This window comes from Pelosinus sp. sgz500959, assembly GCF_042610375.1.
Classification (GTDB): domain Bacteria; phylum Bacillota; class Negativicutes; order DSM-13327; family DSM-13327; genus CTSoil-075.
Genome location: NZ_JBGJZL010000013.1, coordinates 14379 through 27464 on the forward strand (window position 1 = coordinate 14379; position 13086 = coordinate 27464).

The 13086-nt window shown below is 36.9% G+C and carries 9 protein-coding genes and 1 pseudogene; 2 read left to right on the forward strand and 8 right to left on the reverse strand.

Translation table 11 applies throughout. The annotated features are described in order from the left end of the window. Positions 1-8: 8 nt before the first annotated feature. The 6 genes from ACAN52_RS17630 to ACAN52_RS17655 form a co-directional block, all read right to left on the reverse strand. The gene (locus ACAN52_RS17630; protein WP_378956273.1) at positions 9-701 is read right to left on the reverse strand and encodes a hypothetical protein; all 693 of its coding nucleotides are present in this window, start codon (positions 699-701) and stop codon (positions 9-11) included. Positions 702-880: 179 nt separating this feature from the next. Then, positions 881-1744 (reverse strand): hypothetical protein, encoded by an 864-nt coding sequence (locus ACAN52_RS17635; protein ID WP_378956274.1) that lies wholly within the window; start codon positions 1742-1744, stop codon positions 881-883. Positions 1745-1800: 56 nt separating this feature from the next. Then, on the reverse strand, positions 1801-2379 hold the full coding sequence (locus ACAN52_RS17640) for a hypothetical protein (protein ID WP_378956275.1): 579 nt from the start codon (positions 2377-2379) through the stop codon (positions 1801-1803). Positions 2380-2706: 327 nt separating this feature from the next. Continuing rightward, on the reverse strand, positions 2707-4182 hold the full coding sequence (locus ACAN52_RS17645) for a hypothetical protein (protein WP_378956276.1): 1476 nt from the start codon (positions 4180-4182) through the stop codon (positions 2707-2709). Between the two features lie 204 nt (positions 4183-4386). Next, on the reverse strand, positions 4387-4689 hold the full coding sequence (locus ACAN52_RS17650) for a M28 family peptidase (RefSeq protein WP_378956277.1): 303 nt from the start codon (positions 4687-4689) through the stop codon (positions 4387-4389). Positions 4690-4812: 123 nt separating this feature from the next. Continuing rightward, positions 4813-5307, reverse strand: coding sequence for a M28 family peptidase (locus ACAN52_RS17655; protein WP_378956278.1), 495 nt, complete (start codon positions 5305-5307; stop codon positions 4813-4815). A gap of 512 nt (positions 5308-5819) precedes the next feature. Between ACAN52_RS17655 and ACAN52_RS17660 the strand changes: the two genes are divergently transcribed. Beyond that, positions 5820-6521 carry an IS6 family transposase gene (locus ACAN52_RS17660; RefSeq protein WP_378956279.1) on the forward strand — a complete coding sequence of 234 codons (702 nt, stop codon included), beginning with the start codon at positions 5820-5822 and terminating at the stop codon, positions 6519-6521. A gap of 91 nt (positions 6522-6612) precedes the next feature. Continuing rightward, positions 6613-7107, forward strand: a pseudogene (locus tag ACAN52_RS17665) (IS6 family transposase); the annotation flags it as partial. A gap of 1052 nt (positions 7108-8159) precedes the next feature. Here the strand turns inward: ACAN52_RS17665 and ACAN52_RS17670 are convergent. Then, on the reverse strand, positions 8160-11801 hold the full coding sequence (locus ACAN52_RS17670) for an AAA family ATPase (RefSeq protein WP_378956280.1): 3642 nt from the start codon (positions 11799-11801) through the stop codon (positions 8160-8162). Then, complete coding sequence (locus tag ACAN52_RS17675; protein WP_378956281.1) at positions 11798-13072, reverse strand: exonuclease SbcCD subunit D; 1275 nt, start codon at positions 13070-13072, stop codon at positions 11798-11800. The genes ACAN52_RS17670 and ACAN52_RS17675 overlap by 4 nt, the downstream gene beginning before the upstream one ends. Positions 13073-13086 lie beyond the last annotated feature (14 nt).

Consider the following 13086-nt stretch of genomic DNA (forward strand, 5'->3'; position numbering starts at 1 on the left):
CATTTATTTCAAATCTCCCAGCATACATGAGGGTGTTGTATTAATTCATCCATTTCTTTATAAGTTTTTTCTTTATCATTATTACGATTTTCCCACAACTGTTGCAAATTAGCGATGGTATTATCACCCTCTGGAAAATATGCCAAGGCTTGATACAAAAAAGCTAATGCTTGATCAATATCCCCGATTTTATAAGATAAATCCGCTTTAAATCTGTATGAGTAATATAAGTAACTATTATTTTTAAACCTAACATCCCTTTCTGAAATTTTTTGATTGACCTCAAGCATTGCTTTATCTGCCTGATCTATATGATTCAACAACCACCAGCGATCATACCACAATTCACCTCGTTCAACAAAAGGGAATTTATCCGGTATGTATTCTGCCACTTGAATACTCATATCAATATATTTTATCGCTTTATTCGCGTCTTCTTCTATATGCCAAATACACAGCCCTAACTCCCACAACGCCCATGCCTTGTTTTCAATATCTTCAGGTTCAGTTACCTCTATATCTACTATAGAATAATATAAATCCATAGCGGGATCTAACTTATTAATGTTCTTACGCGACAATGCCCGCCCTAGCAAAATTCTAGCTTTCCAATCATTAATGCCGTTTTCAAAAAAAGCTTTTGGCATAGCAGTCTTTTCAACAATGTAATCCACCCATTTTTCAAACTCGCTATTATTCATGCATACCATCTCCTTTAAACCTTTTTCATAAAATTAACATAAAATGTCCTTTACAAACTCTGACATATATACTTCTGACTAATCTATTTTTCTTAATACATAGCATAAACTGCTTCACTGTTTAATATTTCGTTGCTGTTGGAGACGTTTTTTCAGAAATCTTGTATGCCTATACGAGATTATCCATGTTGATAAGATGGTATCACTCTCTGAGCAAACTCGATGATTCCAACCTTTCTTTGTAGTGGCAATTTTTTTACTGCTCTTTCTATGAATGCTAACTCAGCCTGTCCCGTTTTAAGACATACGCTAAAATCACGGACCAAAGAAACTGCCATCTTCTGATCATTAGGTAAACCACGCACCAATTCTCGATAAATAATTCTCATGCTTTTTTCTTGTATTTCATACCCGTTAGCCAACCGCATAACGTACATACCCAGCAGCCAAAACACATCAAAATCCTCATAGATAATATAGTTAAGTGAGCTTTCCCTTACTGCTAAAATTCCATTGCGTCTGGCTATACTTAAAATATCAATCATAATTAGTAATAATCGCTCATAATCATCACGCTGTCTGTCTAACGGTAGCTCATTGGCCATTTGCTTATAGTAGTTAAACGTTCGTGCTAAAAGTTTTTCTGCTATCCTGCACGGAACCACCCGTTGTATATTATCACTGCTGCTTTTTAAAACAGAGTTTGGTCTTATAATGAAATTGGATAGTTGTTCGGCTCTATATTTTATTGCTGTGATAAATAGCTTAGTACTTGCCCCATAGCTCCAATCGTTAAGTGGCTTTCCCTCTTTTTTAATGTCGTATTCACAAAAATATCTAACCCAGTATTTAATATCCTCCGGTATTAGGCTACGTTCTAAATCCTTTAAAGAATTACCGTCGGGCAGAGGCAACTTTTGATATTGTTGACAGTAACTGTTGCAATACCTAGGCAAAAATTTGCTTATATCATATAATGTTTCATTTAGATACTTCATTGCTATAGCACATTTAACTTGTGTAGAGTCACATACTTTTTTCACAAAACCACCTCCTTTGCTACCATGATGGACTCCTAGAAGGCGGTACCCTCCATTTACTAAGGGTAAGCTCGATTTCTTTTGGTGGTCGTGAGCTCTTTACTAAGTGTACATTTTCCACCGTCCAGTTTAAACTCTACAGTACCATACCAATGACGATGAGGTGATGCTTTAATTGTCACTATATATTCATTATTTATGTCCAGCACCGACTGAGTTACGGATTTATCATTGGAGGTAGTTGCCAGAGTAACAATAGAACTAACATATACTTGATACTGCCCCTGCCTTAAATATTTAGTCATTTCTACTGAGGATTTATTTTTAGTTCCGAAACCTTCATCAATATTGAATGATTTTGGTGTGTGGCTTTCTGTCACAAAATTTTTCTGAATCCAAGCTAACCGATCTTGGAATAGGACATGCTGAACAGCAACCTCTTTGGCAGTATCCCGATATAGTTCGGATGTAAAGTCAGTATCATTAGGCATATGAAAAGTCAGCGTCATCTGAGAATATAGCCAAAATAGGACACCTATTACAGCCAAATACACAAATTCTGAACCGCCTCCGCTCAGATCTTGGACAAAATACCGTTTACCATTGACTACATATAATAGGTCTTGATTTTTTGCCATAAGAAGCCCTCCTTCACAATACTTTTCTTGTTGCTTTATAAGTATTCCGTTATCAAAGGACGTTGTTATATCTTTATAATAACTAAAATAGATAGACAATTAATGTCCATATAAAAAACAATCCTATTCCAGGTGTAAATATCTTTTCACACAAATTCCTTAATTAATTTTAATTTTAAACAAAATTAAAAAAGCTCCGGTTTAACCAGAAGCTTTTTGTCTAACGAAAGGCCGAGCTATCGCGATGTTATATTTTATTTTCAAAGACTTATTCAGAAACCACTTTATTTACCATCGACTTATAAAAACAGCTAGCATTTATCATTTTTAATTATCCCAGTCTATTTTTTCAAATTCTTGAATGATCATACCCAATTTTTCATTTTTAAACTTAATATATTCTTTTCTAATTAATTCATTTATTTCTGAACTGTCTAGTTCCTGATATTTAGATTTCTCAACAATCGTTTTCTTAAATATACATATCCATTCTGCACTAGACTTTTGCGTAATGTTAAATAAGTCATTACCATTCGCCATATTGTATATTTTTTCTCTTATAGTTTGACTTCCTGGTCCATAATATAAACATAATTTTACTTCACAATTGTTATCTTTAGAATTCTGAAATTCGAACAGAACAATTCTATTTGACTTGGTCCACCCTTTGGCCATACGGGGAACAAATTCTAGCTTCTTCGGAATGAAATTAATTAATCTTTCACCTTTACGCTCTTCTAAATCCATTTCTTTGTCGTCTTTGAGCATGCTCACGATAAAATCAGCCACATCTTTGCGTCGAGAGCTTCCTAATGTCTTTTCTTTGACCTTATGCTCATTATTATTCAATTTCGCCTGATCTTCTTTAACTTTTAGAGAAGGAATAACCTGCTGATTTCCCATAATATCATAGTCCTCATTCTGGCCTCTTAATAATTGTCGAATCTTAAGTACGACACTCCCCACCTTCGGATCACTCATTCCAAAAGAAGATAAATGATCCATACAAACGATAAGACTTTGACCACCACAAGACTCTACTTTTGCCCAATAGATTGTCATATTTGATGGCAATTTGCTCTTAAAAAAGATAGGCTGCTTATCTTTAAAAATATGCTCAAATACCTTTTTCATAATGTCTTTTTTTAAACCTATGATTATAGAGAAGGGATAACTATTAAGTACACTCTTATAAATCTTTAACCTTTCATCACGCAATTTTTCATAGTAATCAATAGAAGGTTTAAAATCAAACGAATTTATATAATCCTCCTCACTTCCAGGAAAAAACCAGATTCCTTCCTTCTGCCTTGGTAGCGGTCTCCAGTCAGTGTAGGCAACACTTTTTCCCTTATTTGCATACTCATCTTTTCTTTTTCGATTATTCGGATCTTTACTAAACCACCTCATTGCTTCTTGGTCACAATCTTCAGCTAATGATAATAAAATTTTCTGCGTGAAATAAACATATGGTGTTGCTCGTGGTTCAGAGTGGGTAATATTTAAATCGCGATAACATTCTTCCCTAAGCATATCTGAATCCAGTCCGCTAGCCCAGTATCCATTATGTTTATTTTGTCCATCAAAATAAAGGCTTGCATCTTTTCCAAAGTAATCAATCCGTAACTTTATCTCCCCCAACTGTTTCTTAAGAATATCATCCGCTGCATGCCCCCCTAAACCTTCTTCAATTCCAAATACCAACACGTCGGTTCTAGCGAAATCACCAAACCCAATAAACGCATTTAATGTCATCATATCTGTCTCACTTAGAACAACTTTTTTATCCACAATACTAGCCATATGCCCCCCTTATTGTTTGAACGTCGCCCAATAAACTCTATCTATAATCTGGTTTCTAATTTCTTCTTATTGCCTTTACTTCCCTGCCACATCATCATAATTATTGACAAAATATCAGTTTCTGAAACATTTCTTCCGTCAAACAGTAAATTTACACGTTTATATTCTTACTAAACAAATATGAAAGGAACTTCAACCTCCTCCTTATTTTGCTTTCAAGTACTCCGCCAAGCCCTTAACAACCTCAGCCATTTGCTGATAATTAAGTGTATCCCAAATATCTGTAGGTCTATGATAATGAGAATTACGCAAAAAGGCAGTATCTGTAATCATCAAGCCTGGATAGCCTTGTTGCCAAAAGGACCAGTGATCTGAAAAACTAACCTCCTCGACTACGAATGCTAAGTTATCGACAATCATTGTCTTCATTGGAACTGTTGACGTCTCACTAAATTTTTCTTCCAGTTCATCTATCATCACAGTAGCTACCTGGTTCGCAACACCCATAATAAAGTTTCCTGTGGTAGGGAAAGAACATTCTTGTAGTGGCAAGGGTATCTCTTGCGAATTTGGTTCGTTGGAGTAGTAGCCTATCATTTCCAAGATTATGGCTAACTTTATATCTTCATTTCACTGTCTGGCATCTTTCGAATAAACTAAGCTCCCCATCATATCAGTATGAAAGAATGGTGGCTCCTCATTGGCAAAGGCAATGAATTTTATTGTTCTCTTAGTAGTTATTCCTGATAACAACCGAGCTATTTCTAACATCCCAGCAATACCACTAGCGTTATCATCAGCCCCAGGATTTTCACAAGTATCATAATGAGCACCGATGATCATTATTTCGTTTGGATATTCTTTTCCGATTTTTGTTGCAATGATATTACAAGCTTTAACTGATGGAGTATCCCTATTACCCTTGTCCATGCAGAATGGCTCATAATATGCTTCGCCTGAAACGCTATAGCATTGCCGATCAACTTGGTACCCATAGTCTTGAAATTCTTCATCAATATAGTTGGCAGTTCTATCCAATGCTTCTTTCTGCTCCACATTGCGATTACCAATGGTTTGGGATAAAGAAAATACATGTTTAATCAATTTTTCAGCTGTTTTTTCCATTTTATCGCCTCCCCAAAATTTATATTGATAACCGCCCTAAATATTGTTTTTCCTGGAGTCTCTATTAATTATTTATTCGGCTATACCAATTCGTCACGTTTCACTACTACAGCTCATTTTCATATTTCCCACACGTAATATTTCAATGGTCTATCTGTCCGTTGATATTTAATTGTCAAAGAACCATTTGGGCATAACGATACCTCACATTTTTCATTTCTTCTAAAAAAGCACAAAAAAAATAGACCTCACTCGAGGAATATACTTTTTTCACCTATATTATTTTCCACTTCAATTATCTTTTTTTCTACCCCCTTCACAAGTCTATATTTAACTTGTGCATATCATAGCAAAATAGATTTTAAAAGTCAATGATTCGTATACATTGTTGTCGAATTGTTGCATATTTCGACATTTCAAACATAAAATTTGAGTAAAATAAATGGTTCTGGTGCAAAAAATAAAGCCGTGATATAGTCGTTACCCTAAACTTAAAAGTTGAGGTAAAAAGAATGTCACAGCATTTATTTAAAGGGAAGCATTTCGAATCTGAAATTATAATGTTGTGTATTCGTTGGTACCTCAAATATCCACTAAGCTACAGAATGCTTGTTGAAATGATGCAAGAGCGAGGATTGAACCTAACTCACACAACAATTATGAGATGGGTCCATCAATATTCTCCAATTATTAGCGAGAAGATCAGAAAGCATCTTCAACCAACTAATGACTCGTGGCGAATGGATGAAACCTATCTGAAAATCAAGGGTAAAAATGCCTATTTATATCGAGCAGTAGATTCTCAAAGAAAGACTATCGACTTTTTTGTATCTGACCATCGTGATAAAGATGCCGCGAAAAATTTCTTTAAAAAGGCTTTAAAAGCTAGACATAATCAGCAACCAAGAGTAATAACAACTGATAAGTACGCTGCAACTGAAATTGCTATTTATGAAATGATTTATAGTGGCATCATTTCTGTCAAAACAATACTTAGGAAAGTAAAATATCTTAATAATATTATTGAGCAAGATCATCGATTTATTAAGCGAAAGATCAAACCAATGCTTGGATTCGATAGTTTTGAAACTGCTGAGAAAACAATTTGTGGAATTGAGGTTATGCATATGATCAGGAAAGGGCAGATTGAAGAAATTCAGTCTGCCCTCGCTGAGGTTGAGTTTATAAATAAGATTATGGGAATTTCAGCTTAACATTCTAGTACAAGCAGAGGGATCTCTGACTTTTTCAAGTTTTCGCACCAGAACCCCCATTATTAGCGAGAAGCTCAGAAAACATATTAAACCTACGAATGATTCTTGGCGGATGGATGAAACCTATCTGAAAATCAAAGGCAAAAATACATATTTATATCGTGCAGTAGATTCTAAAGGAAAGACAATAGACTTTTTTATATCTGAGCACCGCGACAAAGATGCCGCTAAGAAGTTCTTTAAAAAAGCTTTAAAAGCCACATATAATCAGCAACCAAGGGTAATAACAACTGACAAGTATGCTGCGACCGAGGTTGCTATTCACGAAATGATTTATAGCGGAATCCTCTCTGTCAAAACAACGCTTAGAAAAGTAAAATATCTAAACAATATTATTGAACAGGATCATCGTTTTATTAAACGAAAGGTTAAACCAATGCTTGGATTTGATAGTTTTGAAACTGCTGAGAAAACAATTTGTGGAATTGAGGTTATGCATATGATCAGGAAAGGGCAGATTGAAGAAATTCAGTCTGCCCTCGCTGAGGTTGACTTTATAAATAAGATTATGGGAATTTCAGCTTAACATTTTAGTACAAGCAGAGGGATCTCTGACCTTTTCAAGTTTTCGCACCAGAACCCCGAAATCGACCACGCTATTAAAAAACGGTTTATCTATATCTAACAGTAAGTCTGCTCATGTGCAGGAGATTGAATCTCAATAATGTCGTTAATACTGCCTTCTTGTAATATATAGATTCACTTGCCCGTCCGTATGGCCGCCGCTGGTGAAATTAACTCACTTTTTTCACGTACCTTGTTCAGCGATTCCTAGATAAATTCTTTCAGATCTTCATCTATTATATCATCAATAGCTTTAATATAAATTTCTTCTGCCAACTTGGCTCAACACATTGGCAGCTGTAATAAGCGAATTTCCCTCGATACCCTTTGGCAATGCCATCATTACATTTTCTTTGCCGGGTCTTTTTCCCCAGTTCCATTAGCTCATAGGCCATTGTGACTAACTCTTTTCCTGTGTAAACCCGGGACTTAACTGCCCGCTTCCTTAAAAAGACTAACCAAATCAGATGGTGATTCATTTACACTCAACATTATAGACAGAAGACTACATACTTGAGCAAGTTTATGTAGTGCAGTAATACTTGATGGGGAGGCTAGTCGCTCATCAGTAATCACAGCCATAGGCGTAGGACCTACTTTCTCACCAGCCTTATGCACAGAGTAGGTTTTTTAGTAGTTCCTCAATTATTCCAGTATCTCAATAAAATTTTCATTTAAAGACCAACGCTAATTTAACATATAAGAAACAATCAAAACTTAGCCGGACAGATTCGTTCGGATCATGAGCTAATGCTCATAACCCTTCGAAATTCTTATTAAAGATTTTTTTCACAAATAAAGCTTTCTCAGCCAACTGCAAAAGTTCGCTCACTAAGGTATCGCATATGATTATTTAAGGGGCAGGTTGAAGAAATTCAATCTGCCCCTCTGAGGTTGAGTTTTTTAATAAAATTATGGGTATCTCAGCTGAATATTCTTATGAAGATAGGTTGTCTTTGACTTCTTAAATTTTTCGAATCAGAACCCAGCTTTTCGCTATTAGATCATAATGACTTAAGCAATTTCAATCCACACCTGACTCCCCTTCCCTGCGGATTCGGCCGGTTCGACTATCAACCGACGTGGCATGCGTTGCTGAAGCTCAGCAACATGACTAATGATGCCAATCGTCATTCGCTCTAAATGCAGTGTTTCTAATGTCGATATCACCATATCTAGTGAACTTTGGTCCAATGAGCCAAATCCCTCATCAAGGAAGAAAAATTCTAATGGATGTTTACCCCTTAATTGAATCTGCGTCGATAAAGCTAAGGCTAATGCTAACGATGTTTGGAACGTCTCTCCACCGGACAAAGTTGCTACTGGACGCCTGACTCCGCCATTAGCATCATCTCTGATCATAAATCCGCCGTCCGAATCTATTTCCAAAGCGTAACGATTACGCGTAAGTTGCTTTAGCCTTTCCGAAGCATACTGCAAAACAAGCTCCATTTGTTCCTGGGCCAAGAATTCCACAAACATGTTGCCCTTTAGCAGATTTTTCAACATCTGTAAATGTCCAAGTTCGACCCGAACGTCTGCTAGTTGGATTTCCAGTTTCGCCCACCGCTGGTGTTTTGCTTGCAAATCACGGTACTCCTTATCAGCCACTATACGTCTTTCGATTATTTTATTTGTTTCATCAATAGCCTGGGCTAATTCCTGCTGAATATCTATCCACTCTTGAGGTAAAATTCTTTTGCCACCAAGATTACTAACAATTTGATCACACTGAGCTGACAATCGTTTTTCATAATCTCGATAAGTATTTATTTTATTCCTTTTTACCTGTAGCTCGGTAGGTTCTATGGCTGCTTCGCCAACTTCATCCGCCGAACTAAATCCTTTTTCTTTCAATTGATCGATCAGTTTTTCATTAACTTGTTGAAGCCTTTCTACCAGATTTGATAACTGTGCTTCAGCCTTAGCTTGCTCTTGTTCAGCCTTCACACAGGCTATATTATTTTCATCATAAGTATTCTTGGTGTCTTTTTCTGTCTGCTTAATCTGAAATAAATTATCTTCAACTTGTGACAATAGGCCCTTTACTGGAATACCCTCAGTAATCTCATTTAATTGTGACCACTTATCCTTTACAATTCGTTCTTCAGATTCAATACGAGATTGTAACCCTGATAATTCTACCCTTAGTTGCTGTTCAATCTTCTGTAAATTATCAACTTTCACCTGAGACGAACTAGCTTCCTGCCGCAATCGATCTAATTTAATTCGCAACTGCTCGGCGTACTGGTCTTTTTCGGTAACTTCAGTTGCTAATTTGCGAATACATTGTACACCAGTAATACCTATATCCTGAATAGTTATACCTAATTTTTGTAAAACATTAGCAAGCAAATCAATATCAACGCTAAGCCGTTTTTCAGTTTCAGCTAGTTCAATATTTGCCCTTGCTAACTCCTGTTCTTTCGAATCACCCTTTTGCTGTTCCCCAATAACCTTAGATTTAGCATCAGCAGCCTGTTGGCGCAATTTTTTCAGTATATCTTCAGCTTTTTTTCGAGCCTCACGCCATGTTTTTAAATTATCCTTTTGACCCCGTATATAGCTTTCTTGAGTTATAATCAAATTTAGAAAAAAGTTAGTAAATGGTCTGCCTGATGCATCTTCCCCTAATTCATCTGCTAATACACTCCTAATTGCCTCAATACTGTCACTCAATACATTGCTGTTTGCTAATACTGATTCTAACCTCGTCTGTTCTGAGATAATCCTATCCGCAATCTTACGTAATTCGGCTTCAGCGGTGTCAGCTCTGAGCTTAGTCTCTTCAATTTCTTTTTTCAAATCATCCTTATGGCTAGAGCTATCTTCAACCTCGTCAAAAGCAACTGCTACACAAGGATGATCTAGCGCACCGCATACGGGGCAAGTCTGTCCTTCTTCTAGTTCTGCTGCCAACTTTGCTGCTAATACTTTCTTATCACTTAATATAAATTCCGTTAGTTTCTTATTTAGAAATTCCAACTTTTCTTTATTATCTTGATATATTTTCACAGCTTCAACTTGCATTTGCTTAGATGTATGTAAACTTGTTTGTAAAGTCGTTATAAGCTTACTCTCAGAATCTATTTTTGATTCAAGCTCTCTTAATTGATTAACCTGGATCTTCATGCCAGCCAATCTTACGTCTACTTGCGCCAACGTCTCCTCATTAACTAAACTCTGTTTCAACGCCTCATCCTCACCATGTTCCACCAATAAAACTTCTTGCTCATTTTTTAGTAGAATTTGTTCCGCATTGACTTGATCTGCCCTTATCTTAGCGAGTTCATTTTGTCGATCCTTCACACTCTTCTTTTCTTTGAGTAGAATTTGCATTTCACGTTCGACAGCATTAGCTTTCTGCATCCCATCTTGTATCTGAGCACGATGCTCAGTTTCAACAGTATTTTGATTTAATTCAATTTGATCTTTACGAATCGTTTCAGTGAGTTGCGCCAGAATATTACTATCATCTCTAATGCTAATGACAATTTGCTGTTGTTGCTGAATTTGCTCCATATATTCTTGACGAACCTGATCAATGATTCCTTGCAACACACTCACTTCATCTTCCATTTTTCTGGCTGATTCAAGTTGAGTCATGCGTACAATTAGTTTAGGTTCATTTTCAACTCGTTCCTTGTGCGCCAAATCATACTGTACCTGCAGACCTTCTGCCATTTTTTTTAGCCGCAATGTCTCCTGGCAAGCTCTTCTGCAAGTTACTTGCCCTGTAGCCTCCTCCATTGCTAACTTATTTCGTTCTTCAATAACTGGAAGAATAATCATAGCTTTTTCTGCTAAACAAATCTCGTTAACTATCTTTTCAATTTCGGACTGTTGCTCCTTATGTCTTTCAAATTCCTGCTCTTTATTATTCAATTCAAGTTGTAAATTATAAATCTTTTTCGCTTGTTCATAGCTCTCTTTTATCGACTGCAATTGTTGATCAGCTATTAACTCTGCAGCTTTAACTTGTACCAAAGTTTCTTCAGATTTTTGTAGCACTACACTTGATGCATCACCCAGTCCTTTTTGTTCACCTTCAAGTTGATCGCGGCTACTTGATGCTTCATTCAATCTAGTCTTTAATTTTTCCTCTAGCCCCTTACCATACTGTTCCAGTGAAAATAACCGTTCTAACATTTGCCGCCGATCCTTGCTATTCAGTGTTAAAAATTCGGCAAAACGTCCTTGGGGTAATACAACAGCACGCGTAAAGTCGTCAGGAGTTAACCCTAATAATTGAGTAATGTGAGCCGTCACTTCTCCATCTTTCTCTGCAACGACAACGTCCGTATCATCTATCGTTTCAATCAAACGACTCTGTACATTAGCGACCGAAAGATGATCCTTTGTTTTATAACTACGCTCTACTCGGTAAATTTTACGGTTAGGTGCAGTTCCTAAAGCAAATTTAAAAGAAACTGCTAGTGTTTTTTCCGCATGATTAATAATTCCCTGCTTATTATTTTTAGCTCGCACAACTGTACCATACAGTGCCAAGGTCATAGCGTCTAATATTGAAGATTTACCGCTACCTGTTGGTCCAAAAATACCAAATACACCAAGATCTGATAATGTATCAAAACGAATTTCCTGTTCGTCACGAAAGCTATGTAATCCAGAAACTTTTAAACAAAGTGGCTTCACGCAATTTCACCCTCCAAATCTTTGACTGATTCCTCTTTGTCAGCACTTTGGGTCAAGTCTAAGAATAACTTAACAAGGGCATCATCTGGCTTTAGTCCACTATTATACCGTTCGAAAAAACGAATGAACATTTTATCAATTGGTAGATTCCTTATCTCTTCTATAGTCAATACACTTTCTTTCCCATTTTGACTAATGACTGGTCTAATATGAATAAATCGAGTATATAGACTACGTAATTTCTGGATTTCATCCATTGTTAGCGGCTTAGTAATATGAACTTCAACGTCAATCCATGCATCTCTATCTAGGCCACTTTCGACCCAATGGCACACCTGAGCGATACCTTCCTTAGCCGACCATTTTACTAATGGCCTACCTGAAGATAGGTAAATTTCACGCACTTGGGCTTCCTGCCCAGGTAAAGCCTCTACTAATGTTACTGATTTCCTGTACCCTACTTCAGAGAAACTATAAGCAAGCGGTGAACCAGCATAACGACCAGGTGCAATACAACCATCTATTTTCTGTGGCCGGTGTAAATGCCCAAGAGCAACATATTGCGCTCCAGAAGGAAACACTAAAGGGTCGACTGCATATGCTCCGCCTACCTGTTGGATTTTATTTTCTGAGTCGGCACCTGATTCAATTCCTCCCTTAACGAAGATATGGCTCATGGCTAGATTTACTGTATCACGCCGATAATTAGCACTTAGTCTAGCCATCGTATCAGCTATACACTGATTGTAGCCTTTCTGCATATCAACTTCGAGTAAATTCTGCGTAATAAGTTGTTTCAATCTCCCCTCTGATGGGTACGGTAATGCCGCAATAATTGCTGAATCTTCACATCCTGGAATAACCAATTCTAACCACGATTGACCACATGCAATTCGTTGCACCCGCTTACCATTTCCCCGTGAGGATATCCTAATTTCATCTTTAGGAAGTCCAATTAATGTAATTCCCAAGCGCTCTGCCAAGGGTGAAGGGGCGCATAAACGCTCAGGATTATCGTGGTTTCCGGCAATTACAACTACTCCCCGTGTACCATGATTTGACAACCGATCTATAGCATCATAAAACAATTCTTCCGCAGCCGCACTAGGATTGGATGATTGGAATACATCTCCAGCAATCAATACTAAATCCACTTTTTCCTGTTTGCAAATTTCACAGATTTCCTCAATAAATTGCACCTGTTCAGGAAGTCGATCCCTGCCTTCTAGAGTTTTACCAAGATGCCAATCAGCGGTATGTAGTATGCGCATCAATATCCCTCCCG

Coding starts and splice junctions, on each gene's coding strand:
- ACAN52_RS17630 (WP_378956273.1), bottom strand. CDS start 701: ATGAATAATAGCGAGTTTGAAAAATGGGTGGATTACATTGTTGAAAAG.
- ACAN52_RS17675 (WP_378956281.1), bottom strand. CDS start 13,072: ATGCGCATACTACATACCGCTGATTGGCATCTTGGTAAAACTCTAGAA.
- ACAN52_RS17655 (WP_378956278.1), bottom strand. CDS start 5,307: ATGGAAAAAACAGCTGAAAAATTGATTAAACATGTATTTTCTTTATCC.
- ACAN52_RS17640 (WP_378956275.1), bottom strand. CDS start 2,379: ATGGCAAAAAATCAAGACCTATTATATGTAGTCAATGGTAAACGGTAT.
- ACAN52_RS17650 (WP_378956277.1), bottom strand. CDS start 4,689: ATGGGTGTTGCGAACCAGGTAGCTACTGTGATGATAGATGAACTGGAA.
- ACAN52_RS17645 (WP_378956276.1), bottom strand. CDS start 4,182: ATGGCTAGTATTGTGGATAAAAAAGTTGTTCTAAGTGAGACAGATATG.
- ACAN52_RS17660 (WP_378956279.1), top strand. CDS start 5,820: ATGTCACAGCATTTATTTAAAGGGAAGCATTTCGAATCTGAAATTATA.